The sequence below is a fragment of the Micromonospora sp. NPDC000316 genome (genome assembly GCF_042898885.1).
Taxonomy (GTDB): domain Bacteria; phylum Actinomycetota; class Actinomycetes; order Mycobacteriales; family Micromonosporaceae; genus Micromonospora.
In genome coordinates this window covers 183,815-207,600 of the sequence record NZ_JBIAZG010000007.1, presented here as the reverse complement: position 1 = coordinate 207,600, position 23,786 = coordinate 183,815, and the positions used below count along the sequence as shown (strand labels likewise).

At 70.3% G+C, this 23,786-nt stretch carries 19 protein-coding genes, 1 pseudogene and 1 riboswitch; of the genes and pseudogenes, 6 read left to right on the top strand and 14 right to left on the bottom strand.

The genetic code is table 11. From position 1 onward, the window contains the following. The first annotated feature begins 84 nt into the window (after nucleotides 1–84). Together ACFY2Q_RS17360 and ACFY2Q_RS17355 are read left to right on the top strand one after the other, a co-directional pair. Nucleotides 85–846 carry a cyclase family protein gene (locus ACFY2Q_RS17360; protein ID WP_387131235.1) on the top strand — a complete coding sequence of 254 codons (762 nt, stop codon included), beginning with the start codon at nucleotides 85–87 and terminating at the stop codon, nucleotides 844–846. Continuing rightward, nucleotides 833–2,497, top strand: a complete 1,665-nt coding sequence (locus ACFY2Q_RS17355; protein ID WP_387131233.1) for a thiamine pyrophosphate-binding protein — start codon at nucleotides 833–835, stop codon at nucleotides 2,495–2,497. The genes ACFY2Q_RS17360 and ACFY2Q_RS17355 overlap by 14 nt, the downstream gene beginning before the upstream one ends. 322 nt (nucleotides 2,498–2,819) lie before the next feature. Here the strand turns inward: ACFY2Q_RS17355 and ACFY2Q_RS17350 are convergent, their stop codons facing one another. Continuing rightward, the gene (locus ACFY2Q_RS17350) at nucleotides 2,820–4,184 is read right to left on the bottom strand and encodes an MFS transporter (RefSeq protein WP_387131232.1); all 1,365 of its coding nucleotides are present in this window, start codon (nucleotides 4,182–4,184) and stop codon (nucleotides 2,820–2,822) included. Between the two features lie 214 nt (nucleotides 4,185–4,398). Here ACFY2Q_RS17350 and ACFY2Q_RS17345 point away from each other — a divergent pair, with 214 nt between their 5' ends. Together ACFY2Q_RS17345 and solA are read left to right on the top strand one after the other, a co-directional pair. Beyond that, a complete protein-coding gene (locus ACFY2Q_RS17345; RefSeq protein WP_387131230.1) occupies nucleotides 4,399–7,584 on the top strand; it encodes a penicillin acylase family protein in 3,186 nt (1,061 codons plus the stop codon). A gap of 138 nt (nucleotides 7,585–7,722) precedes the next feature. Continuing rightward, the gene (gene solA, locus ACFY2Q_RS17340) at nucleotides 7,723–8,877 is read left to right on the top strand and encodes an N-methyl-L-tryptophan oxidase (protein WP_387131229.1); all 1,155 of its coding nucleotides are present in this window, start codon (nucleotides 7,723–7,725) and stop codon (nucleotides 8,875–8,877) included. Nucleotides 8,878–8,947: 70 nt separating this feature from the next. Here solA and ACFY2Q_RS17335 read toward each other — a convergent pair whose 3' ends face one another. The 10 genes from ACFY2Q_RS17335 to ACFY2Q_RS17290 all read right to left on the bottom strand — a co-directional run bounded on the left by ACFY2Q_RS17335 (nucleotide 8,948) and on the right by ACFY2Q_RS17290 (nucleotide 17,935). Then, complete coding sequence (locus tag ACFY2Q_RS17335) at nucleotides 8,948–10,219, bottom strand: MmgE/PrpD family protein (RefSeq protein WP_387131227.1); 1,272 nt, start codon at nucleotides 10,217–10,219, stop codon at nucleotides 8,948–8,950. Further along, nucleotides 10,216–10,959 (bottom strand): ABC transporter ATP-binding protein, encoded by a 744-nt coding sequence (locus ACFY2Q_RS17330; protein WP_387131226.1) that lies wholly within the window; start codon nucleotides 10,957–10,959, stop codon nucleotides 10,216–10,218. The genes ACFY2Q_RS17335 and ACFY2Q_RS17330 overlap by 4 nt, the downstream gene beginning before the upstream one ends. Beyond that, a complete protein-coding gene (locus ACFY2Q_RS17325) occupies nucleotides 10,956–11,726 on the bottom strand; it encodes an ABC transporter ATP-binding protein (RefSeq protein WP_387131224.1) in 771 nt (256 codons plus the stop codon). Before ACFY2Q_RS17325 ends, ACFY2Q_RS17330 begins: the two co-directional genes overlap by 4 nt. Then, entirely contained in the window at nucleotides 11,707–12,693 is a 987-nt protein-coding gene (locus tag ACFY2Q_RS17320; RefSeq protein WP_387131222.1) for a branched-chain amino acid ABC transporter permease, read from the bottom strand. The genes ACFY2Q_RS17325 and ACFY2Q_RS17320 overlap by 20 nt, the downstream gene beginning before the upstream one ends. After that, complete coding sequence (locus ACFY2Q_RS17315) at nucleotides 12,690–13,586, bottom strand: branched-chain amino acid ABC transporter permease (RefSeq protein WP_387131221.1); 897 nt, start codon at nucleotides 13,584–13,586, stop codon at nucleotides 12,690–12,692. The genes ACFY2Q_RS17320 and ACFY2Q_RS17315 overlap by 4 nt, the downstream gene beginning before the upstream one ends. 1 nt (nucleotide 13,587) lies before the next feature. Next, a complete protein-coding gene (locus ACFY2Q_RS17310) occupies nucleotides 13,588–14,772 on the bottom strand; it encodes an ABC transporter substrate-binding protein (RefSeq protein ID WP_387131219.1) in 1,185 nt (394 codons plus the stop codon). Between the two features lie 22 nt (nucleotides 14,773–14,794). Beyond that, nucleotides 14,795–15,295, bottom strand: coding sequence for a nuclear transport factor 2 family protein (locus tag ACFY2Q_RS17305; protein WP_387131217.1), 501 nt, complete (start codon nucleotides 15,293–15,295; stop codon nucleotides 14,795–14,797). Beyond that, nucleotides 15,292–15,816, bottom strand: a complete 525-nt coding sequence (locus ACFY2Q_RS17300; protein ID WP_387131215.1) for a nuclear transport factor 2 family protein — start codon at nucleotides 15,814–15,816, stop codon at nucleotides 15,292–15,294. Before ACFY2Q_RS17300 ends, ACFY2Q_RS17305 begins: the two co-directional genes overlap by 4 nt. Then, entirely contained in the window at nucleotides 15,813–16,502 is a 690-nt protein-coding gene (locus ACFY2Q_RS17295) for an NAD(P)-dependent oxidoreductase (protein ID WP_387131213.1), read from the bottom strand. The genes ACFY2Q_RS17300 and ACFY2Q_RS17295 overlap by 4 nt, the downstream gene beginning before the upstream one ends. A gap of 100 nt (nucleotides 16,503–16,602) precedes the next feature. Beyond that, nucleotides 16,603–16,713: riboswitch (SAM riboswitch) on the bottom strand. 181 nt (nucleotides 16,714–16,894) lie between these two features. Beyond that, nucleotides 16,895–17,935, bottom strand: a complete 1,041-nt coding sequence (locus tag ACFY2Q_RS17290) for a LacI family DNA-binding transcriptional regulator (protein ID WP_387131212.1) — start codon at nucleotides 17,933–17,935, stop codon at nucleotides 16,895–16,897. 532 nt (nucleotides 17,936–18,467) lie between these two features. On the opposite strand from ACFY2Q_RS17290, the gene ACFY2Q_RS17285 reads away from it, so the two are divergent. Next, nucleotides 18,468–20,204: a cellulose binding domain-containing protein gene (locus ACFY2Q_RS17285; RefSeq protein WP_387131210.1), complete on the top strand. Its 1,737-nt coding sequence runs from the start codon at nucleotides 18,468–18,470 to the stop codon at nucleotides 20,202–20,204. Between the two features lie 152 nt (nucleotides 20,205–20,356). Here ACFY2Q_RS17285 and ACFY2Q_RS17280 read toward each other — a convergent pair whose 3' ends face one another. Next, on the bottom strand, nucleotides 20,357–21,160 hold the full coding sequence (locus tag ACFY2Q_RS17280; RefSeq protein ID WP_387131208.1) for an SGNH/GDSL hydrolase family protein: 804 nt from the start codon (nucleotides 21,158–21,160) through the stop codon (nucleotides 20,357–20,359). Nucleotides 21,161–21,731: 571 nt separating this feature from the next. On the opposite strand from ACFY2Q_RS17280, the gene ACFY2Q_RS17275 reads away from it, so the two are divergent. Beyond that, on the top strand, nucleotides 21,732–22,274 hold the full coding sequence (locus ACFY2Q_RS17275; RefSeq protein WP_387131206.1) for a hypothetical protein: 543 nt from the start codon (nucleotides 21,732–21,734) through the stop codon (nucleotides 22,272–22,274). A gap of 87 nt (nucleotides 22,275–22,361) precedes the next feature. Here the strand turns inward: ACFY2Q_RS17275 and ACFY2Q_RS17270 are convergent. Together ACFY2Q_RS17270 and ACFY2Q_RS17265 are read right to left on the bottom strand one after the other, a co-directional pair. After that, nucleotides 22,362–23,138: pseudogene (locus ACFY2Q_RS17270) on the bottom strand (DUF2470 domain-containing protein); the annotation flags it as partial. Between the two features lie 130 nt (nucleotides 23,139–23,268). Next, a complete protein-coding gene (locus ACFY2Q_RS17265) occupies nucleotides 23,269–23,565 on the bottom strand; it encodes a DUF1540 domain-containing protein (protein WP_387131204.1) in 297 nt (98 codons plus the stop codon). Nucleotides 23,566–23,786 lie beyond the last annotated feature (221 nt).

Here is a 23,786-nt window from a genome sequence, read left to right as displayed (position 1 = left end):
CACGCGTCGGGGCGGTTCCGGAATCCAGGATCGGCGTCCACAGTGGTCCGTCGCGGAGCCGGCTGCGCGGTGTACCGTGCCGGCATGACGGTGCTGCAGGAGTTTGTCGCCGCTCTTTCCAGCGGCCGGATCCAGGTTGTCGACCTCACCGCTCCGCTCTCGGACCAGACCCCGATCCTGGGTCTGCCCGAGCAGTTCGGCCAGACCTGGCCGTTCCAACTCAGCGAGATCAGCCGGTACGACGACCGCGGTCCGGCCTGGTACTGGAACAACTTCTCCACCGGCGAGCACACAGGCACCCACTTCGACGCCCCGGTGCACTGGGTAAGCGGCAAACAGGGCGCGGACGTGTCGCAGGTCCCGGTGAGCCAGTTGATCGCCCCGGCGGTGGTGATCGACCACGCCGCCGACGCCGCCGAGGACCCTGACTTCCTCCTTGAGGTCGAGCACGTCAAGGCGTGGGAGGCGGCACACGGTGCGCTGCCCGCCGGCGGCTGGCTGCTCTACCGCACCGGCTGGGACGCCTACGGCGACGATCCGGAGCGGTACGCCAACGCCGGGCGTACCCCGGGCATCTCCGCCGAGTGCGCCCGCTGGCTGGCCGAGGAGTCGCCGATCCAGGGCGTCGGGGTGGAGACGGTCGGCACCGACGCGGGCGCCGCGCACTCGTTCGACCCGCCGTTCCCGTGCCACTCGTTCCTGCTCGGCCAGGACAAGTACGGCCTGACCCAGCTCCGCAACCTGGCGCAGCTGCCGGCGACCGGCGCGGTGGTGATCGCCGGGCCGCTGCCGATCGTCTCCGGGTCCGGTAGCCCGTGCCGGGTCCTCGCGCTTGTCGAACGGTAGGACCGGCCCCGAGATGCGGGTGGCCGAGGTGGTCGGGCGTGTCCTGCACGGACACGGCGCGCGGTACGTCTTCGGGGTGGTCGGCAGCGGCAACTTCCATGTCACGAACGCGCTCGTGGCCGCCGGCGCACGGTTCGTGGCGGCAGCCCACGAGGGCGGCGCGGCGAGCATGGCCGACGGGTACGCCCGCACCTCCGGGACTGTGGGCGTGCTCTCGGTGCACCAGGGTCCGGGCGTCACAAACGCGCTGACGGGCCTCACCGAGGCCGCGAAGAGCCGTACCCCGATGCTGGTTCTGGCCCCGGAGGCGACCGCGCCCCGGTCGAACTTCTTCATCGACCTTCCGTCGCTCGCCGCCTCGGTCGGTGCCGACTTCCATCGGGTACGCGCGACGCACGCGGCCGAGGACACGGGCGCGGCGTACCGGGCCGTCGCCCGTGGCGCGACTGTGGTGCTGGGCCTCCCGTTGGAGGTGCAGAGCGCCGTGACCGAACCGTGGGTCGGCCCGGTCCCCGCGGTCGTGTCGACCCCGGCCACCGCCCCGCAGGTCGAGCCGTTGCTGGCCGCGCTCCAGGCAGCACGTCGACCGGTCTTCATCGCCGGTCGGGGTGCCCGCACGGCCCGGGACCCGCTGATCCGGCTCGCCGACGCGTGCGGCGCGCTGCTCGCGGTCTCGGCCGCGGCGAAGGGCCTGTTCGCCGGCGACCCGTGGAATCTCGACGTGGCCGGCGGCTTCGCCACCCCGCTCACCGCCGAGTTGATCGGCGCGGCGGACCTGGTGGTCGCGTGGGGGAGCACGCTGAACATGTGGACCACCCGGCACGGCGAGCTGATCCCGCCCTCCGCCGTCGTCGTCCAGGTGGACCACGACCCGGCCGCGTTCGGCGTGAACCGTCCGGTCGACCTCGCGGTGGCCGGCGAGGTGACAGCTGTCGCCGAGGCGGTGCTCGATCGGCTGGGGCAGCACGTCACAGGGTCTGTGGACGGCGGCTGGCGTACGCCGGAGCTGGCACAACGGATTCGTGACCACGGCCGGTGGCGGACGGTCCCGTACCAGGACGAGGGCGGCGGCAGTCCGGCGAGGATCGACCCGAGGACGCTCTCCGCCGCCCTGGACGACCTGCTGCCGCGAGACCGGACGGTGGTGGTCGACTCCGGCAACTTCATGGGCTATCCGTCGATGTGGCTCGACGTGCCGGACGTGGCCGGATTCTGTTTCACCCAGGCGTTCCAGTCGGTCGGGCTCGGCCTGGCCAGCGCGCTCGGCGCGGCGGTCGCCCGGCCGGACCGCCTCACCGTCGCTGCGGTCGGCGACGGCGGCTTCCTCATGTCCGCTACCGAGTTGGTCACCGCCGTCCGGCTGGCGCTGCCCCTCCTCGTGGTGATCTACGACGACGCGGCGTACGGCGCCGAGGTGCACCACTTCGGCCCGGACGGGCACCCGTTGGAGACCGTCACCTTCCCCGACACCGACCTGGCCGCGATCGCCAGTGGTTACGGCTGCGACGGGGTGACCGTCCGGACCATCGACGATCTCGCGCCGCTACGCGCCTGGCTCGCTGGTCCCCGTACCGGTCCGCTTGTCGTCGACGCCAAGGTCTGCGGTACGCGCGGCTCGTGGTGGCTGGAGGAGGCGTTCCGCGGCCACTGAGCCGTCGCCATAGGATCCGTCGATGATCTCCGAGCCGTCGCACCGCGAGCCCTCGCCGACAGTCCGCCGACTGCTGCGGCGACCGCGCAGCATCGTCGCGAGCATGTCGTTGCTGGCGTTGTGGTGGGCGTACATGCTCGCCGTGGACGTGGCGTTGCTCGCCGACGTCGGCGGCGCGGGAAACTGGCTTGCCCTGGCCGTCTGCACGGTGGCGGTCGCGGCAGTGCTCCGAGGGCTCTGGAGCGGCGGGCCGACCGCCTGGCAGGTGGTGCGTCGGTTCGCCGCGCCGGTCGCCGTCGCGTTCCTGCTGGGAATCGGCAGCCTACTGCGCGCCGGGCCGCTTTCCGGGGTGCTGCGCTCGGGTGAACTCGACCCTGCCGTCGCCGCAGCGATGGGGTGCGGTCTGCTGTCGCTGCTTGCCCTGCTGGCCGCCGGGCTGCTGGTGCGTACCGCGTCGGCCCGCGCCTGGTGTGGCCGCTGAACGCTGCCTTCGTGCCGGCCGGATCGTCCGGCTGGCGCTACCGCTTCTCGTGCGGGCCCGCCGGGCGTCCACGGCGAGCAGAGTGAGGGCGGCAAGCGTCAGCAATCCGGCGACGAGTGCCAGCGGGCGTGCCCCCATGGCGGGCAGGAGGCCACCGCCGAGCAGCGACCCGCCGGCGATGCCGGCGTTGAAGGCGGTGCTGACGCCTGCCGACGCGATGTCGGTGCTGCCCGGAGCCAGTTGCAGCATCCGGCTCTGCACGGCGGAGGCGAACGCCGCGTAGGCGAGGCCGATCCCGGCGAGGAGCGCGACAGTGCCGGGCTGGAGCGTGCCGAGCGCGTACAGGCCGAACAGCGAGGCAGTGCCGATGCCCAGCGGCGTCAGCAGGGAGGTGATGGGCCGGGTGTCCAGGGTGCGGGCCGCGACAAGGGTGCCGACGACGCCGGCCGCGCCGGAGACGAACAACAGCGGCGCCAGCACCGCGTCGGTGAAGCCGCTGACGTCGAGCAGGAACGGTGTGACGTAGGTCTGCAGGGTCATGAAGCCGCCGATGCCGAGGGCTGTCGCGATCAGCAGCAGGGCGAAGCGCCGCCCGTGCGGTGCGGTGCCCTGCGCGGCGCCGCCAGCGGCCGGGGGATAGGAGGGAAGGAGGAGGAACACCGCGGCGGCGATCACCAGACCGATCCCGGCAAGCACCGCGAACGCGACACGCCAACCGGCCTGCTGCCCGAGCCAGGTCCCCAGGGGTACGCCGAGGACCGGCGCGAGCGTCGCGCCGGTCGCGAACAGCGCCACCATTCGGCCGCGCACCGCGACCGGGAAGGGGCCGACCACGGTCGCCGTGGCGATGGACCAGAACACCGCCTGAGCGAGGGCCGTCACGAGGCGGGAGCCGGCAAGCACCGTGTACGTCGGCGCGAGCGCGGCGGTGGCGTTCGCGGCGGCGAACAGGAGCATCGTGACGGCGAGCAACTGACGCCGGGGGATCCGCTGGGTCAGTCGGGTCAGCGGTATTGACGACAGTACGACCACGACGGCGTACCCGCTGACCAGCAGACCGATCTGCGAGCGGGACCGGCCGAGGTCGGGTGCGATGTGCGTCAGCAGGCCGACGGGCAGCAGTTCGGTGGTGATGAACGCGAACGCGGCGAGGGAGAGCGCGACAAGCACGGCCCTGGCCCTTCGCGGCGACAGATCAGGCGTCATGGCGACTCCCCCTCGCGCCACTCCCACCGGGCCCGGTCCGGGTGGCGGAAGGCGGCGAAACGTCGGCATTGGCGCGTGGTGAACGACCGCTATCCCGGATGGCGGTCCTGCGCCGATCATTGCCCAGATCGATATGAGTCATTCTCATCTCCGGCCGGAGCGCCCGGACAGAAGGAGTGAGAACGGCCCGACTCCGCGTCCCCGGAGGACCTCCATGCGCAGACCCGCCCTTCGTGCTCGGCTCGCGGCCCTCACCGCCGCGACCCTGACCGCGAGCGTCCTGACGGTCACCCCGCCGTCACCGGCACTCGCCGCCACCACCTTCAGCCCCGACGACTACTGCCTCGGCCAGTGCGCAGACATCCTGCCACCCGGCCAGAACGGCAACGCCACGCTGGTCGGCATCCTGGCCCACCAGGCGCTCGGCACCCGCCCGGCACATTCCAGCGACCAGCTCGACGAGTACGCGAACCTGGTCTACAACTACGCCGGGCTCACCGACGAGCAGATCGCCCACTTCTACAACGACGCCTCGTTCGGCGTCCCCGCCGCGCAGGTCGAGAGCACCGTCTCACCGCGGTCGGACGTCACGATCGTGCGGGACAAGGCGACAGGCGTTCCGCACGTCACCGGCACCACCCGCGCCGGCACCATGTTCGGCGCCGGCTACGCCGGAGCCCAGGACCGGCTGTGGGTGATGGACCTGCTGCGGCACGCCGGTCGCGGCACACTCACCTCGTTCGCTGGCGGCGCCCCGGGCAACCGTGAGCTGGAGCAGAGCATCTGGGCCAACTCGCCCTACTCGGAGGCGGACCTCCAGGCGCAGGTGGACGCGCTGCGACAGAAGGGCACCCGGGGCCAGCAGCTCTACACCGACGTGGTCGACTACATCGCCGGCATCAACGCCTACATCGACAAGTCGATCGCCGACGACAACTACCCCGGTGAGTACGTGCTGACCGGCGCTGGCAAGCCGACGCACTTCACAATGACCGATCTGATCGCCACCGCCGGTGTGGTCGGCGGGCTCTTCGGCGGGGGCGGCGGCACCGAGATCCAGTCAGCGCTGGTCCGGGTGGCTGCACGGGCCAAGTACGGCGCCACCGAGGGCGACCGGGTCTGGCAGGCGTTCCGCTCGCAGAACGACCCGGAGACCGTGCTCACGCTGCACGACGGGCAGAGCTTCCCGTACGGCGCGACACCGCCGGGCGCGACGAGCGCGGTGCTCCCCGACGCCGGCACGGTGATCGCCGAGCCCCTCGCCTACGACGCCACAGGCGGGGCCGCCGCCCGCACCGGCGCCAGCACGGCCACCAACGACCTGCTCGGCGGGCTGTCCAACCTGCGCGCCCACGGCATGTCCAACGCGGTGGTGGTCTCCGGCTCGCACACCACCACCGGCAACCCGGTCGCCGTGTTCGGCCCGCAGACCGGCTACTTCGCCCCGCAACTGCTCATGCTCCAGGAACTCCAGGGGCCGGGGATCAGCGCGCGTGGTGCGGCGTTCGCCGGGCTGAACCTCTACGTGCTGCTCGGTCGCGGCCAGGACTACGCCTGGAGCGCCACCTCCGCCTCCCAGGACCTGACCGACACGTACGCGGTGCCGCTGTGCACCACCGACGGCAGCGCGCCGACGCTGCGCTCCAACCGTTACCTCTACCGTGGCCAGTGCGTTGCGATGGAGGTGCTGGAGAAGCGCAACTCCTGGTCGCCGACACTCGCCGACTCCACCCCGGCGGGCGCTTACACACTGCGCTCGCTGCGCACCAAGTACGGGCTTGTGGCATACCGGGGCCTGGTGGACGGTAAGCCGACCGCGTTCACCAAGCTGCGCTCGACCTACCGGCACGAGGCCGAATCGGCTATCGGTTTCCAGGCGTACAACGACCCGGCGGCGATGGGCAGCGCGGCTGCGTTCCAGGCGTCCGCCGCAAGCGTCGGGTACGCGTTCAACTGGTTCTACGTCAACTCCACCGAGGCGGCGTACTTCAACTCCGGCTCGAACCCGGTCCGCCCGTCCGGGCTCGACCCGAACCTTCCGGCGAGGGCCGAGCCGGCGTACGAGTGGGTCGGCTGGAACCCGGACACCAACGACGCCACCTACGCCCCGACGTCGGCGCGTCCGCAGTCGGTGAACCAGGACTACTACGTCAGCTGGAACAACAAGCAGGCGAAGGATTTCGGGGCGGCCGACGGCAACTTCAGCTACGGCGCGGTACACCGGGGTCAGTTGCTCGACGGTCCGGTGCGCGCGGCCATCGCCCAGGGCAAGGTCGGTCGCGCCGACGTCGTCCGGATCACGGCGCAGGCGGCAGTGACCGACCTGCGCGGTCAGCAGGTGCTCGGTGAGCTGCTGCGGGTGTTGGACAGCACGCCTGTCACCGACCCGGCACGTGCCGACGCGATCGGCAAGCTGCGGGCCTGGCAGCAGGCCGGCTCCCGCCGGGTGGAGACATCGCCCGGCTCGAAGGTCTACCAGCACGCCGAGGCCATCCGGATCTTCGACGCCTGGTGGCCGCTGCTGGCCTCGGCCCAGTTCCGCCCCGGCCTCGGGCCGGACCTCTACGCCGCGCTCGTCGACGCCATCGAGGTGAACGAGGCGCCGTCGGGCGGCCAGAACGCCGCGCGCGACGGCACCGTGAGCTGGGCGTCGCAGGGGCAGGCGCACAAGGGCTCGTCGTTCCAGTACGGCTGGTGGGGCTACGTCGACAAGGACCTGCGCACCGTGCTCGGCGACCCCGTCGCCGGCGGGCTCGGACGCGCGTACTGCGGCAACGGCAACCTCGGCGCGTGTCGGCAGGCGTTGCTCGACACACTCGGCCAGGCCGCGGCGGTGCCGGCCACGACTGTCTACCCGGGTGACTCGTCCTGCGGGGCCGGCGACCAGTGGTGCGCCGACGCCATCGCCCAGTCCGGGCTCGGAGGTATCACCCACCCGCTGATCGCCTGGCAGAACCGTCCCACCTACCAGCAGGTCGTCTCGTTCCCGGCGCGTCGCGGCGACAATCTCACCAACCTGGCGCAGGGCCGCCCGGCCACCGCGTCGAGCACCCAGTTCCTGACAAGCAACACCCCGGCCAAGGCCGTCGACGGCAGCCTCGGCAGCCGGTGGGCCAGCAGCTACAACGACAACCAGTGGCTCCGGGTGGACCTCGGGGCGACGCGGACGGTCAGCCGGGCGGTGCTGCGGTGGGAGGCCGCCTACGGCACGGCCTACCGGGTCGAGGTCTCCGGTGACGGCACGTCCTGGCAGCCGGTGTTCAGCACCACCACCGGCAACGGCGGCGTCGACAACGTCACCTTCGCCCCGGTCACCGCCCGCTACGTGCGGGTGTACGGGGTCAGCCGGGCCACCTCGTACGGGTTCTCGCTCTACGAATTCGAGCTCTACGGACGATGACCTCGACGGGGGCCGGCGGGAACCACCCGCCGGCCCCCGTAGTCGCCGCACGCCCCGCTCGCCACCCCCGCGCCGACCGCCCTCCGGCCGGCGCGGTAGGTTCCGTCCGCGGATCATCGCAGGCAGGAGGCCCCGGACATGGCGGACCACGACGTCATAGTGGTCGGACTCGGCGGGATGGGCAGCAGCGCCGCCTACCACCTCGCGGCACGCGGCCAGCGGGTGCTCGGTCTGGAACAGTTCGGGCCGGCACACGACCGCGGATCCAGCCACGGTGGCTCGCGCATCACCCGGCAGGCCTACTTCGAGGACCCGGCCTACGTGCCGTTGCTGCTGCGGGCGTACGAGCTGTGGGAGCGGTTGGAACGCGACAGCGGGCGGGAGATCATCTCGCTCACCGGCGGGGTGTTCGTGGGCCGACCGGACAGCGCTACGGTGGCCGGGAGCCTGCGCGCCGCCCGGGAGTGGGACCTGCCCCACGAGACGCTCGACGCGGGCGAGCTGCGCCGCCGCTTCCCGAACTTCACCCCGGCCGACGACGAGGTCGCGCTCTATGAGGCCAGGGCGGGTTTCGTACGCCCCGAGGCGACCGTCTCCGCGCACCTCGACCTCGCCGCCCGGCACGGCGCCGACCTGCACTACGACGAGCCGGTACGCGGCTGGCAGGTGCTGCCCGACGGCGACGTCCTCGTCACCACCGACCAGGCGTCCTACCGGGCGGCCCGTCTCGTCGTCTGCCCCGGCGCGTGGGCGCCGGAGCTGCTCGCCGACCTCGACGTGCCGTTCACCGTCGAGCGGCAGGTCATGTACTGGTTCCAGCCCGAGGCCGGGGTGGGCCCGTTCCAGCCGGGGCGGCATCCGATCTATATCCATGAGGACACCGCCGGCAGCCAGGTCTACGGTTTCCCGTCCATCGACGGCCCGCAGGGCGGCGTCAAGGTGGCGTTCTTCCGCCACGGTGAGGCCTGTACGCCGGACACCATCGACAGGCGGGTGCGCCCGACCGAGGTCCGGGAGATGGCCGAGCGTGTGGGGAGGATCCTGCCCACGCTCGCGGGCCGGCTGGTCAGGGGTGTCACGTGCATGTACACGAACACCCCGGACCAGCACTTCGTCATCGCGACCCACCCGGAGCATCCGCAGGTCACCGTGGCCTGCGGTTTCTCCGGCCACGGCTTCAAGTTCGTCCCGGTCGTCGGCGAGATCCTCGCCGACCTGGCGACCGAGGGCGCGACCCGGCATCCCATCGGCCTGTTCGACCCGCGCCGCATTTTCCGCGCCACGTCGATCTGACCAGGTCTCCGCGGGCGGGTCGTGGTGCCGGTGGGCGCTCGCGGTGCCTGCTCTCGTCGCCGTACCGCCCTCAGAACTGGGGCAGGCCGGCGGACGGGGCGTCGAGCACGGCGGTGAGCAGGGCGGACGCCGACCGCCCGGCGGTGGCATGGAGTTTGGCGCAGAGGTCCGCCTCGGTCAGCGGGCGGGCGGTGTGCCCCCGGGCGTACGGCACGTCGATGGGGAAACCGCCCTCGGTGGTGGTGAGCGTGACCCGCGCCGGGTAGCCGTCGCCCGTGTCGGAAAGCGTCTCCGAGGCGCGTACCGTGACGCGGCGGCTCAGCGCGAGGATGCCGGGGTCGGCCAGGTCGTCGAACCAGGACAGCGGCGCCGGCGGGCCGGTGTGCAGGGCCGCCGCGACGACGTACGGGATGCTGAACTGCGCCTCTTCAAGGGTGCGCGGCGTCGGGTCGGTCAGGGCCGCGGCGCCCGCCGTCGTCTGCACGTCGACCGCGAGCACGTCGCCTTCCGGGTGGGCGCGGCGCAGGGCGAGCACACCGTCGAGCGGGGCGTGGGCGGCCCGGCAGCACGGGTACGGCTTGACGTAGCACCGCCCGGACTCCCAGCGGGTGCCCCAGGAGCCGGCGAAGCCGGCAGGCGGACCGTCGAAGCAGGTGGCGGGGATCCCGAGCGCGTCGGCGGCGACCGGGCCCGCGTCGAACCCGTCCTGGACCAGGTGCACGGCGGTGACTCCGGTGGCCGCGGCCCAGCCGATGGATTCCTTCACCATGGGCAGTTGCAGCGTGGCGACCGGGGCGTGTGCGGAGGCGATCCGCAGCGCGCGTGCGGTGTCGCCGACCGAGAGCCCGCACAACCGGGCCAGGGCCGCAGCGGCGCCGATGGCGGAGGCGCCGCCGGTGGCCCGGTACGCGCCGCCGGTGTGCCCGGGCGACAGCAGGTGTCCGGCCCGGATGGCGACCTCGTACCCGACGACCTGTGCGCGCAGGAAATCGTCGAGCAACGTGTCCGGGGTGGACGCGGCAAGCAGCGCCGGAACGATCGTGGAGCCGGGGTGGATGCCGCCGCCCCGGTAGTGCCCGTCGTCGAAGTCCAGCGCGCTTGCCGCCACGGCGTTGGCAAGCGCGGCAGCGGCGGGCGAGGCGGTGCCGCCCGCGTACACCACTGCCGCGCCGGGGGAGCGCCGGGCGGTGCGGGCTGCGGCCTGGGCCGCGGCCGTGCCGGTGCCGGCCAGCAGCACGCCGACCGTGTCCAGGAACGCCCACCGGGCGCGGTGCAGCACCTCGGCCGGGATCGGGGCGGACGCGGCGAACGACGCCGCGGCCCGTAGACCGCTGTCGGTCACCGCGCCGCCGGGGGTTCGGCGCGCGTCGCCCGTGCACCCAAATAGACCGTGCGCAGGTCATCGTTCTCCAGAACCGCAGCGGGCGGGCCGTCGAGCAGCACCGTGCCCTGGTCGAGGACGATGAGCCGGTCCGAGACACCTACCGCTGCGGCCACGTTCTGTTCGACGACGAGCACGCACACCCCGGAGTCGGCGATCTGGCGGATCCGTTGGAACACGTCGGCGCGCGAGCCGGGCGCCAGGCCGAGCGACGGCTCGTCGAGAAGCAGCACCGACGGATCGCTTACCAGCGCCATCGAGATCTCCACGGACTGCTGCTGGCCGCCGGAGAGGTCGCTGACCCGGTCCTTCCACCGCTTGTCGGTGACCGGGTCGTTGGCTCGGACCCACGCCAACCGCTCGGCCACCTGCCGGCGGGGCAGCCCGTACGCGCCGAGCCGGACGTTCTCGGCCACGGTCAGGTCGGGGAAGTTCGCGCGGCCCTGGGCGCAGAGCGCCACTCCGGCGCGTACCCGGGCGGTGGCGTCCTCGCCTTCCAGACTTCGGTGGCCGACGGTGATCCGACCGGCGCGGACCGGCACCAGCCCGGAGATCGTCTTGAGCAGCGTCGACTTGCCGGCGCCGTTCGGGCCGATCACCGTGCTGATGGTGCCGCTGGAGAAGGCGAGGCTGACGCCGCGCACGATCGGCGCGGCCCGGCCGTAGCCCGACACCAGGTCGGTGACCGCGAGCGCGTTCACCGGGTGGTCCCGGAGAGCGTGGCGAACACGACGTCGTCGGAGAGCACCGACGGTGGGCCGGCCGCGACCACCTGCCCCTCGGCGAGCACCACGACCTGGTCGCTGATGTCGGCGACGAAGTCGATGTCGTGCTCGACCACCAGCAGGGTGACGCCGCGACGACGTACCTCACCGAGGACGCCGACAAGCACGTCGGTCAGTCGCGGGCTGACGCCGGCGAGGGGTTCGTCGAGGCAGAGCACGTTCGGCTCGCCGGCCAGGGCGATGGCGAGGCCGAGCAGCTTCTGCTGCCCGTAGGAGAGCGCGGAGGCCTGGTCGCCTGCGCGACCGGCGAGTCCGACGAGTTCGAGCACGGGCATCGCCTTCTCCGTGGCGGTCTTCTCGGCGCGGCGCAGCCCGGGGGAGCGCACCACCTGGGCGAGCCAGCGCACGCCGTCGGTCTCCTGCTGTGCGATGAGCATGTGCTCCAGCACGGTGAGCCCGGCGAACGTGTGCACGGCCTGGAAGGTGCGGCGCAGTCCGGCCCGGACGCGGGCTCGTTGCGAGGTCCGGCCGAGGTCCGCGCCGCGCAGCCGTACGCTGCCGGAGGTGGGCCGGGTCACGCCTGTGACGCAGTCGACGAGCGTGCTCTTGCCGGAGCCGTTCGGGCCGACCAGGCAGGTCACCTCGCCGGTGGTGAAGGTGAGGTTCACGGCGTCGAGCGCGGTCACGCCGCCGAACCTGCGGGTCAGCGCGGTGACCTCCAGTTCAGGCACGGGCCGGGACATCGTCGGCCTCCTCGATCGGTGCGGGTGGGTGGCGTCGCAGCCGCGCCGTCCAGGAGCGGACGGCCGCGGGCAGGCCCTGGGGGAACAGCAGCGCGGCCACCAGCAGCAGCCCGCCGTAGAGCAGATTGCGGTACGCGTCGAGCTCGCGGAACAGCTCCGGAATCGCCGTCACCACGATCGCCGCCACGGTGACGCCGAGGAAGTTTCCCGGCCCTCCGATGTAGACGATCGCGAACAGCGGCGCCAGGAACGTCAGCGACAGCAGGCTCGGGTCGGCGACGCTGATGCGCAGCACGTGCACGCCGCCGATCAGTCCGCTCGCGATCGCCGCGACGACCAGGGCCAGCACCCGGTGGAAGGTGAGGTTGACCCCGACCGAGGCGGCCAGCAGCTCGTCGGACCGGCTCGCCCGCAGCGTGCGACCCCAGCGGGAGGTGACCAGCGCCGCGAAGGTGCCGAGCACGACGAGCGCGATCGCAAGTGTCGCCCAGTAGAACTCGGCCCTGTCGGCGATGCGCAACGAGCCGATCTCGATCACCGGCAGGCCGGCGATGCCCTGGGTGCCGCCGGTGGCCGCCCGCCAGCCGCGGGCGAGGACCGCGGCGAAGAGCACGAGCACGAGCGTGAGGATGACGAAGGCGTCCCGGCCGCGCGGCATGGCGACCAGGCCGACGACGAGTCCGACAAGTCCGGCCAGGAGCGCGCCGAGCAGGATCGCGGTGACGGTGCCGATGTCGGTGCTGTCCACCAGCCGTGCGGTGGTGAAGGCGCCGACGGCCCAGAACACGGTGATGCCCAGGCAGAGGTAGCCGGCGTAGCCGTACACCAGGTTGAGTGCCTGGCCCAGCACCAGGAAGGTAAGTGCCAGCGAGCCCACCGAGATCCACTGGTTGTCGGCGATAAGGGGCCAGGCGACGGCGAGCGCGCCGCCGGCCGCGACCCCGGTCCAGGTGACTGCCCGTTTCATGCCTTCCTCGCCGCCCGTCCGAACAGACCCTGTGGCCGCACGAGCACCACCAGAGCCATGATGATCAAGGGAATGGCGCTGGCTGCGGTCGCCGAGATCGCACCGCCGACCAGGCTTGTCACCACGCCCACGATGAGCGCGGCGACGACGCTGCCGGCGACGCTCGTCAGGCCGCCCATGAACACGATGGCGAAGGCGACGAAGCCGAAGCCCGCGCCCATCGACGGGTACACCCCGTAGTAGGGGGCGACCGCCGCGGCGGCCAGTCCGGACAGCGCGGTGCCGATTCCGATGGCGTACCCGTTGACCCGGCTGGTGCGGATGCCGAGCGTGGCCGCCAGTTCCCGGTTCTGGGGCATCGCGCGGACCGCGAGCCCGGCCCGGGTCCGGGTCAGGAACCAGCCCAGCCCGGCCAGCGCGATCACGGCCAGGCCGAGGCTGACCAACCGGACACCCTCGATGGTCACGCCGCCCAGGCGCAGGTCGGGCACTCCGACGTCGGCGACGGGCCGCCGCGCCGTGCTGCCGAAGAGCTGCAATGCGCCCTCCTGCAGCACGAGCGACAGCCCGAGCGTCATGACGATGCCGATCTCCAGCGACCGCGCGTTCTGGGTGACCCGACGGAAGATCGTCGCGTTCAGTCCCAGACCGAGCAGCCCCAGCGCCGCGGTGGTGACCGCGAGCGTCGGCCAGAATCCGAGGCCGAGCGACACGGCGCTGAAGACCGCGACGTAGCCGCCGACCATGAAGAACTCGCCCTGCGCGAAGTTCATGATCTTCGCGGCGCCGAAGATGAGCGTCAGTCCCGAGCCGAAGAGCGCGTACAGGCCGCCGAGCGCGACGCCGGAGACGACAAGGCCGAGCCAGAACGCGGGCGGATAGCCGAGCAGCATGTCACTGATCCAGCAGTCGCACTGCGGTCTTGGCGCCGGACTCGGAGAACTCCTCCACGACGATCTTGTCGTGTGCCTGGTGGTTCTGGTCGAACTTGATGGTGCCGCCCACGATGGTGGGGCTGTAGGTGAGGTTCTTCAACGCCTCGCGGACGCCCTTCGGGCTGATCTCGTCGGCAGCCCGCAGCGCGGCGGCGAGGATCTGGACGCTCTGGTAGCCGTCCCAGCCGACGTACGCGTTCGCCGTCGTCCCGCCGTTTGCCTCCCACGCCTTCAGGTACGCCTGGTTCTGCGGGGTGTCGACGGAGGCCGAGTACGCCGCGGAGTTGTAGCCCTTCAGCGCCTTTGTCGACGAGGACAGCTGCGCCATGTCCAACTGCCCGGCGATCGGCACGCTCTGCAGGCCCGCGGCGCCGTACTGCTGGTAGAAGTTCGCCACCTGGGAGCCGCTGTTGAGCCAGAGGACCACGGCGTCGGGCTTCTTGGTCCCGATCCGCGCGACGACCGCGGCGAAGTCGGGGTCGTTGAGGTTCATCGCGTCGTCGGAGACGATCGTGATCCCGGCGTTCTTCGCCGCGTCGGTGATCGCGGTACGACCGCCCTGCCCGAACGAGTCGTCGCTCGTGACGAGCGCGATGGTGCGCACCGTGCCCAACTGGGCCAGGTTCGTCACCGCGGAGACGGCTGTGACGTCGTCGTTCGGGCCCCAGCGGAAGATCCACTTGTTGCCGTCCTCGCCGGCCTGCTTGGTGATCTCCGGGTTGCTCGCCAGGTCGATAAGCAGCGGCACGCCGGCCCGCTCGACAAGGGGGAGCGCGGCGAGCGTGGAGTCGCTGCACAGGCCGCCGATGATCGCCACCGGGTCGTCGCCCAGCAGGGACTCGACTGCGCTCGCGCCGTTCGTCGAGGTGCAGCCGTTGTCCTGCACGGCCAGCTCGACCTGCCGGCCGTCGATGCCGCCGGCCGCGTTGATCTCGGAGACCGCCAGCTTCGCGCCATCCGCGGCGGGCTGGCCGAAACCGCCGACGGCGGCGGCGAGGGGGGTGAAGAGGCCGATCCTGATCGGACCGTCGGACGAGGCGTCGCTGTCGGAGCCGCCGCAGGCCGCGATGGCGAGGAGGAGTACGGACGCGGCGGCGGCGCCACCGAGGCGCAGTCGACCGGAGCGAGAGGTGCGGAAAGACATGGGTGGTTCTCCTCAGTAACTGCTACAGCCAGCGGAAGGCGCTCGTGCGCCGGATCGTCTCGATCAGCTCCGGGGCGTACGTGACGGTGTCGATCTCGACGTTCTTCTGCGAGATCACCCGGTGCTTGATGCGCCAGCCGGCGGTGGTGCGGACAAAGTCGTCGACGTACAGGCTGTTGGCCTGGGTTCTGCTGAGCACACCCTCGGTGTCGGTGGTCTGCAGCGTGATCGAGGCGAGCTCGCTGATGGTGCGTGCCGTGTCGCCGTGGATCCTGAACAGCGTGTTGCTTATGGAGTGCTGGCCGGAGAGGCGGGTGGGGGTGAACCGCTCCACGAGGAACGCGCGGAACGCGGCAGGGCTCAGCGTGCCGTCGAGCCCACTGCCGGGCAGTTCCATTACCGCGTCGTCGGTGAAGACGGCGTCGAGCAGGTGCCACTCCTGCTGGTCCTGGGCCTGGCAGTAGGCGACGAGCACATCGGTGATCTCGGCCCGGTCGATGAGTTCCTGGACGTCGACGCTCATGCCGTCGCACTCCTCAGACGATGGGTCCACGGGGTCGTGGAGGTGGTGCGGAACGCCTCAGCCAACGGGCCGGCGTACGTCTGCCGCCGCTCCTCGAAGCTCTTGAGCGCCAGCACCCGCCGGGTGATCCGCCAGCCGTCCGGCGTGCGGACCAGGTCGTCGACATAGAGGCCCGCAGCGTGCAGACAGGCCACAAGGGTCGGCTGATCCCGGACCCGTTCGAGCGTCGTGGCGAGGAACTCGGTGACCGTGTGCGCGGTGTCGCCGTCGATCCGGAAGATCGTGTTGCTCAGCACGTGCTGGCCCGAGAGCCGGATGTCGTCGAACGCGTCGACAAGTTCGTCGCGGAATCTCTCCGGCGAGCGCGGGCCGGTGCCGTCGATAAGCGCGTCCACAGTCGCGTCAGTGGCGAACGCGCTGCGATAGAGATCCCAGTCGCGCTGGTCGACGCCCTGCGCGTACGCGTTGAGCGCGTCGGTGATGCCGGCCCGGTCGGCCAGTGCCGCCGGCGTGAGACTCATGACGGCGATCCGGGCCCGGCTTCGCCGGTCAGCGGCTCGGTGATGGTCAGGATCTTGCCGACGTGCTTCGGTTCGGTGATCTCGGAGAGCGTGAACGCGGCGAGGTCGGTGTAGGTGACCTTCGAGGTGTCGTCAAGCACGATCTTCTCGTGGACCCCGTACGGCTGCCCGGCCGGACCGTCGTAGATCAGCGGGTTGCGGATCACGGTCCAGTCGACGGGCGCGTCACTGGCGGCGATGAACGCCTCCATGTCGTCCTTGTCGGCGACCCGGTTGCCCACCAGTTCGCGCAGCGCCACCACGTACGGCGAACCGTCGTTGCTGCTGCCGGCGCCGTGCGTGCTCATCAGCACGATGCGCTGTACTCCCGCGTCCGGCATCTGCGCGAACAGGTGCCTGGTGGAGGCCGTGCAGACGTCCACCACTTCGCTGTCGTCGACCTCGGCCCGGGTGCTGCCCGCGGCGGGTCGTCCCAGGCTGCTCACGACGGCGTCCTGCCCCTCGATGACAGCCGCGATGTGGTCCGCGTTGCGGGCGTCGCCCACGACGATCCGCAGCGCCTCGTGCCGAATCGGCAGCGCCTCGGGGCGGCGTGCCAGGGCGACGACGGAATGTCCTCCGGCGAGGGCCTGCCGAATGATCTCCTGGCCAGTCTTGCCGGTGGCACCGAATACAGCGATCTTCACAATTGTTCCTTCCTGCCAGGACAACGCGAACCGGCAGGAAATCTCGCTCAATGGAGGTAGACCGCTGGCGCGGGCATGTTTCCAAGCCGGGACCCGCGAAGGTCCGCTATTGCGCCTGCGGAAGCAGGCGCCTGGTCATCACCCGGGGCACCCCATCGCGGACGAGGGTTGCCTGCCAGCGAGCCGGGGCTTGGCGCTGGCCATCTGGACCTAGCCCAGACCATAACCAGGCCCGCGCCGAACAGGTAACACGCAAATCCCATCTGTGATGTAGGTAATTCCGCCGCCGGTGACTTCCACTGCCTTCACCTGCTTGGCCCTCGAATCGCCTGTTCAGGTGCCGGATGTCCGAACCGGCCGCCGTCGCGGGGCATCTCCTCGCGCGACAGGGATCAATGGGTGGGAGGCGGCGCGGTGCTGCCACGCACGACGAGGGTCGTGCCGAGTTCGTATCGTTCCTGGGCCAGGCGACCGCCGTCGGCAAGGGCCAGTGCGAGCCGAGCCGCGGTGGCACCGATCTCACCGAACGGCTGTCGCACAGTGGTGAGGGGCGGTGTCAGCCATGCCGCCTGGTCGATGTCATCGAAGCCGATGACGCTGAGGTCCTCCGGAATCCGCAGGCGTGACGCCCGCGCCGCGGCGTAGACGCCAAGCGCCTGGAGGTCGTTGCCGCAGACGACGGCTGTCGGCGGGGCGGAGTGGGCGAGCAACTGGGCGCCGAGTTCACGGCCGTCGTCGAAGCTGAAGACACCGCGCCGTTCGAGGGTTTCGTCCAACGGGACGTCGGCGTAGTCCAGCGCGGCCCGGAAGCCGTCCAGGCGAGCCCGCGCGGCCAGGTCGTCGACCGGTCCGGTGATCACACCGATCCGCCGGTGGCCGAGGTCGAGAAGGTGTCGAGTGGCGGCGAGGGCACCACTCCAGTTGGTTGCCCCGACAGCGGGCGTGGGGGACAGGTCAACGGTCGGATCGATGGCGACAAGCGGTATGCCGGCGGCGGTCAATCGCTTCCCGTGATCGGCGGTGACCAGGGAGAACGCGGTGATGACCGCTGTCGGCTGGCGCAGGAGCAGGGGCTCCACCCACTGCTGGCCCGCCAGTATGCGTCGTCGGACATCGGTGAAGCCGACTGTGCAGTCCCTCGTGCCGGCGACCTCCTGGACACCGCGCAGGATCTCCATGGCGATCGAGGGCAGCATCTGGTGAAAGACGACCTCGATGCAGAGGGACGCACCGCTGGACTGTCGTCGGCGGTAGCCGTGGTCGCGCAGCAGCGCCTCCACCCGTTGCCGGGTCTGCTCGCCGACACCACCTCGGCCGTTGAGAACCTTGGAGACCGTGGGCGGGGAGACCCCGGCGAGTTCGGCGATCGTGGCGATGGGCAGGTCACCGCGCCAGGGCTTGCGGGCATGGCGTCCTTGACCTTCCTCGATCACGAGAGGAATTCTACGGGCGGACCACGGAATGCTCGGCCAGCCGCGTACCGCCTGACCTTAGGAAATGTTCACGACAACATTTCGTGCCCGCGCGTTCCGACGTAAGCCGACGCGGATATCGAGCGGGGTCGGCAGATCCGATGTGGTGCGGGGCCGCATCCGAGCTGGTCAATGGCGTAGTTTCGCGCCGGGCGGGCTGCTGATCCTCGCCCGAGGGGTGCCGGAGCGAGCGTGGTCGAGGGTGTCGACCGGCATGCGCCTCGGGCCAAACTTTCGCGAAACCTCTTGGTCACGTCTTGACGAGTGATATCGCCATCCACGACAGTCGATGTGGGCACAGCTGGCGCGCCGTCCGGGAGCTCGGGCGCCAGCGAGACGTCGATGAGTTCGCTGCTGGGTGCGACGGGCCGCACATGTTAGCGCTAACGACGATCTGGTCAGCTCACCTGGCCACGACATCGATTCCCCGGCGGCAATGGATCGCTGCCGGGGAGCCGTACGGGTCGCGGCCAAACACCCAGGAGAGATGTCGATGAGAAGATCGAGAAAGACAAACGCGGCCCTGATGTCCGCCGGTGCCGTTCTGTTGGCCTCGACGGCGGTCGCCGTGGCGATGCCGGCCGGGGCCGCGGCCGCCGGCTGTTCGGTGAACTACAGCGTGTCGTCACAGTGGCAGGACGGCTTCGGGGCCAACGTCACCATCACGAATCTCGGTGACCCGATCACGAGTTGGGCGTTGACCTGGTCCTATGGTGCCGGGCAGACCGTCACGCAGGCGTGGAACGCGACGGTGACCCAGAGCGGTGCGGCGGTCACCGCGAGAAACGTCAGCTACAACGGGGGCATCGCGACCAACGGCACGACCTCGTTCGGTTTCAACGGCTCGTGGACCGGCAGCAACCCGGCTCCGACCAGCTTCGCGCTGAACGGGGTGGCCTGCACCGGCGGCACGGCACCGACGACTTCGCCGCCGCCCACGTCACCACCGCCGACCACGCCGCCGCCGACGACCCCGCCCCCCACGACCCCACCGCCGAACGGGCCGGCGGACATCACTGTCAACAATGCCACCAGATACCAGACCGTCGACGGGTTCGGGGCCGCGCAGTCGATCTGGGGTAGCGCGTGGTCGACGGCCGAGACGCAGACGCTTGTCGGGATGGGCCCCAACCAGTTGGGGCTGTCGATCGTGCGTACCGGCCTCTCGCCGGTGTCCAGTGAGTGGGCGACGCACGTGAACTCGCTGAAGACAGCGAAGGCGTCGGGGTCGAACGTGAAGATCCTCGCGTCGCCGTGGACGGCGCCGGCGGCGTGGAAGACCAACAACAGTCGGGTCAACGGCGGCAAGTTGAGGACCGACTACTACGACGACTACGCCAACCATCTGAACAGCTACGTGCAGTACATGCGTGGTCAGGGCGTGACCATCGACGTGACCTCGGTGCAGAACGAGCCGGACTGGCACCCGGACTACGACTCGATGGACTGGAGCGGCACCGAGCTGCGCACATTCGTCCGCGACCAGGGCGCCAGGGTGCAGAACACCAAGCTGATGGTCGCCGAGGCCGTGAACCTGAACTACAACTTCACCGATCCGACCCTCAACGACGCGTCCGCCCGCAACAACATCGGCTACATCGGCGGGCATCTGTACGGCACCGAAGACTCGGGCCGGCTGCGGCCATACTCCCTGGCCGAGCAGCACAACAAGCCGGTATGGATGACCGAGTGGAACCTGCACGCCGCAGACGGTGGCGGCTCCAACATCTGGGGCAACCCCGCCAACGCGGCGGTCTGGAACGAGACGCTCGACGACATCATGCGCACGGTGCACAAGTCGATGGAGGCCAACTGGAGCGCCTACATCTGGTGGTACGGCAAGCGTTACTACTCCTTCATCGGTGACGGCGAGTCCGCGTACGGCACCGTCGCGGGCGCTCCGCTCAAGCGCGGGTACGCCTTCTCCCAGTACGCCAAGTACGTGCGCCCCGGCTACCAGCGCGTCGCCCTGACCAAGAACTCCAAGGCGTCGCCGCTTGAGGTGACCGCCTACCAGGGCGACGGGAAGATCACCCTGGTGATCCTCAACAGGTCGAACAGCGCGGTGAACAACGCAGTGGTCCAGGCCCCGCAGAACGTCACCCGGGCCGAGCACTACCTCACCTCGCAGAACGCCAACGCGGCAAGCCAACCCACAAGTGTCAACGGCGGTCAGGCCACGATCAACGTCGGCGCACGCAGCATCTCCACGCTCGTCTTCACCCTCTGAGACATCCGGTCGGGGCCTGTGGGTGCGGTTCATCGGCTGCACCCACAGGCTCGACCGCCCAGGTGACGTCGTCCGCCACCCGTCGCTCGTGTTAACGGCCTACCGTGTCGCCGGCCGAAGCCCGACGCGCTACCCCCGTGCGCGCCCCGACGTCAGCCGGCGACGGAGCGGAAGACCGGGTAGTAGCCGCCGGACTGTCCGGCCGCGGTCGGATGGTAGGAGACGCCGATGTTCGCGAAATTCAAGGCGTGCAACCACTTCTCGCCGTAGCTGCACAGTTGGTGCCCGACGAACTTCGACCGGACGTCAGCGAAGGTGAAGCCGGCGGACAGGGCGGCGCTCTTGATGATGTCATCCACCAGGTTGATGCCCTCGTTGATCTTCGCGCGGGAGGTGGCGCTGAGCCCGACACACGTCGTACCCAGTTGGTAGAAGACCGGGTAGCCGACGACCACCACCCGGGCTGAGGGCGCTCGGGTGCGGATTCCGTTGTAGACGGTGCGCAGCAGGCTGGGAAGGTCGGCCCGGGCCTTGTTCTGGGCGGCCTGCACGGCGGCCACACATTCGGTGGTCCCGTAGAGCACGCAGGTGGTCATGATGTTGGCGAAGCCGACGTCGTTGCCGCCGACCGTGACGCTGACCAGGGTGGTGGTGGCACTGAGCGCGCTGAGCTGGGTGTTGATCACACTCGTGGTGGTGGCACCGGAGCAGGCGACCGAGCGGTACGACGCGGGTCGCACGTTGGTGGCGTACAGCGCCGGGTAGGCGTTGGTGCTGCGCTGACAGGACCCGCTTTCGGAGGTGTAGCTACCGGCGCCCACCCCGGAGGAGTAGGAGTCGCCGAGGGCGACGTAATGGTCGCCGGGAGCGGCCTGGGCGGGCGCTGCCAGAGTGAGGGTGGCACCCAGGGCCGTGGCCAGGCTCAGGGCGAGGGTTGTCAGACGGGATCTCCACACGTCGCGCTCCGGGGGTAGGAGGATCAGTGTGAAATAGATAGCACTAAATATTGACGGTGAAAAGATCCCTACGAGTACAGCCGACGCCCAGCCGCATCCGGTCGCGCCGGCCGGCGACACGGACGGCCACGACCGTGAAGACCTCGGGGCTCCGCCCCGAACCCCGAATCCCTCGTGAGTACGCCCCGAGCCACGGCATCACGGCAACGGGATGCGCACGACCCTGCCTCGTCGAGTCCGGCCGTCTCGATCGCGGCGGGCACGTGGTCACCGTCTCGTCAAGCGCCTATCGCGCGGCGCACATCGACCTCGTCATGGCCGCCGGCACGCCGCTGCTCGCCCACGGCCCGCAAGGCGGCGCACTCCCGACGCTGCTTGCGGCGACCGGTCGCGCCATGATCCCCGCGCCGGGAATGAAGGTGCCTTCCGTAACAGGAACATCGGACCCTCAACGGCCCTACTCACCCTGATCAGATGGCGCATCTTTTCTATCGGGTCACCCCACGACACGGACAGCCGCCAACGAGGGACAGAGGCTCGCCGCTGGTAGCTTGCCAGGATGGTCCTGGCTATGAATGACCTGGTCCGAGCGACGTTCCTGAGCACCGTGGCGTCCATGCGCGATGAGGTTCAACGGATGCCTCTCGATCGCTGGAACGAGTCCGTCTTTCGCTACTCCTTCTGTCGGCATCTCTCGCATGCCAGCCCTGATGTCAGGCAGTTCGTGGAGTGCAATCGAATCGACTTGGTCTTGCATCGCGGCGAGGAGAAGGCGTTCGTAGAGTTCAAGTTCTATCTCCACCAGCCCAGGTTCAACCCCTACACGGGCGACCGGTCGGGCTTCAAAGGCGGCCCGAGCCCGCAAAACCTGACCGAATTTCGAAAGTGCGTGGATCGGCTTCACGACCGACAATCGACGCACGGGCTATCCAAGTACGTCGTCCTCGTCTACGCCGACCCAGTCTCCGCAGCCGGCACGGGGAAGGCATATTCAGTTCATTACGACGACTATCGCCATCCGCGCGGTGAGGTAAGCCTCGAGCTCTTGGAGGCCACAGGGCCAGACTGTTCTGCGGAAAACCGCCTCATGGCCAGTCTCTTCACCGTGCATTGATGAAGAGTCGGTGCCGAGAGCGGCAGTGCGGCTCGGGTCAGCCGACCGCGTTGTCAACCGGCTTGTTCAGAGCGCATCCGCGAATCAGTGCTGTGTCGCCTCGGCGAGCAATAGCCGCAGCCCTTCGGCGAGGCCGGCGCTCCGGGTGACTCGCTTGGCGAACGGGAGCCGGACGTCCGTGTGCCGGTCCGGTGCCTCGGCGCGGAGCACTATGCCGTCGGCGTCGACGGCGACCGGCACGACTCGCGCCGACCCGTGGGTCACGGCGGGGTCGACGAGCGTGGCGAGCTGGTCGAGGAGGTCGCGGTGCTGGTCGGTGAGGTGTTGCAGGTGTGCGGCTTCGTCGGCGGCGAGCGGGTCGGGCCGTGCGGCGCGGTAGGCGCTGACGCTCACAGCGGTGTCGCCGATGTCGCGGGTGAGGCCGATCTCGACGGGCTCGACAGCCCACAGGGCGACGGGAGGCAGGTTGAGCAGGGCCATGACGGTGTCGCCGTCGCACGAGTCCAGGATGCCCGAGTCGAACCGGCGCGCGGTCCCCAGCATCCACACTCTGGCCCGCACACGGGACCGTACGGCGATGGGGGCGATGTGCGTCACGTCGAGCCGCGTCGCGCCCTGGCGACCGCGTGCGGCGACAAGTAGGCCGCCGGTTCGGGTCATCGCGTCCACCGCGAGGATCACCGTGCCGTCGGGGAGGACAGCGTGCGATTCGATGAGGTCGGCGCAGGCGTCGCCGAGCCGGAGCCGCAGGGACGGGGCAGCGGCCAGGGCCGATCGTGCTGTCACGGCGGCCGGATCAGCAGGTGTGGCGGCGTGCGTGGGATCCGCCAGCTCCGTTGGTTGCCCGGCTGGGTGGAACGCCATGTCAGTCCCCTCGGCCAGGAAGTGAAGGTGAGCGTGGCCTCGGGACGTGACATTAGTAGGTAAGGCTTACCTTTGCCAAGGCGGTGACGTGCCGTGGGTGCGACGTCACGTTGGCAGGCGACCGTGGGCGTCAGGCGGGCTGGTAGGTGAGGCAGTCGCTGACGGTGGCGCCCGGGCCGACGGTGATGGACTCGGCGGTGCAGGCGAGGTTGGCGTTGTGGACGCACTCGGAACGCGCACACGCGCCCACGGCACCGGTCACCTCCGGGATGCCGCCCTGGACGGACGACTCCACGAACGTGGCGCAGGACGCGGCGTCACCCGTCGACGCCACGGTGATCGCCGGAGCGTGGCAGCCCTTGGCGTTGAAACTGCACGCGGTGGCGGCACATTCACGCACCGGGGGCGACTGCAGCAGAGTTTTCATGATGTTCTCCCAAACCGTAGGGCCGGCGCGGCAGCGGAACTCGTCGGGCCGGCGTGCTCATATGTCAGTCAGTATTTGCCACGCAGGTGGACGGCAAACCCGCCACCGTGCGGGACCTGGAATCAGAGTGTCGAACCACATAACGCTAACAACGGGACGTCCGTCGCACTGACGTTTTCACCGTTCCCGCCACCGTTGCGTTGAGGGCAGGTCGCCTTCTT

What these genes read in the sequence shown, in the direction of transcription:
- ACFY2Q_RS17360 (WP_387131235.1), top strand. Translation starts at nt 85, where the DNA reads ATGACGGTGCTGCAGGAGTTTGTCGCCGCTCTTTCCAGCGGCCGGATC.
- ACFY2Q_RS17350 (WP_387131232.1), bottom strand. Translation starts at nt 4,184, where the DNA reads ATGACGCCTGATCTGTCGCCGCGAAGGGCCAGGGCCGTGCTTGTCGCG.
- ACFY2Q_RS17345 (WP_387131230.1), top strand. Translation starts at nt 4,399, where the DNA reads ATGCGCAGACCCGCCCTTCGTGCTCGGCTCGCGGCCCTCACCGCCGCG.
- solA (WP_387131229.1), top strand. Translation starts at nt 7,723, where the DNA reads ATGGCGGACCACGACGTCATAGTGGTCGGACTCGGCGGGATGGGCAGC.
- ACFY2Q_RS17325 (WP_387131224.1), bottom strand. Translation starts at nt 11,726, where the DNA reads ATGTCCCGGCCCGTGCCTGAACTGGAGGTCACCGCGCTGACCCGCAGG.
- ACFY2Q_RS17320 (WP_387131222.1), bottom strand. Translation starts at nt 12,693, where the DNA reads ATGAAACGGGCAGTCACCTGGACCGGGGTCGCGGCCGGCGGCGCGCTC.
- ACFY2Q_RS17315 (WP_387131221.1), bottom strand. Translation starts at nt 13,586, where the DNA reads ATGCTGCTCGGCTATCCGCCCGCGTTCTGGCTCGGCCTTGTCGTCTCC.
- ACFY2Q_RS17310 (WP_387131219.1), bottom strand. Translation starts at nt 14,772, where the DNA reads ATGTCTTTCCGCACCTCTCGCTCCGGTCGACTGCGCCTCGGTGGCGCC.
- ACFY2Q_RS17305 (WP_387131217.1), bottom strand. Translation starts at nt 15,295, where the DNA reads ATGAGCGTCGACGTCCAGGAACTCATCGACCGGGCCGAGATCACCGAT.
- ACFY2Q_RS17300 (WP_387131215.1), bottom strand. Translation starts at nt 15,816, where the DNA reads ATGAGTCTCACGCCGGCGGCACTGGCCGACCGGGCCGGCATCACCGAC.
- ACFY2Q_RS17285 (WP_387131210.1), top strand. Translation starts at nt 18,468, where the DNA reads ATGAGAAGATCGAGAAAGACAAACGCGGCCCTGATGTCCGCCGGTGCC.
- ACFY2Q_RS17275 (WP_387131206.1), top strand. Translation starts at nt 21,732, where the DNA reads ATGAATGACCTGGTCCGAGCGACGTTCCTGAGCACCGTGGCGTCCATG.
- ACFY2Q_RS17265 (WP_387131204.1), bottom strand. Translation starts at nt 23,565, where the DNA reads ATGAAAACTCTGCTGCAGTCGCCCCCGGTGCGTGAATGTGCCGCCACC.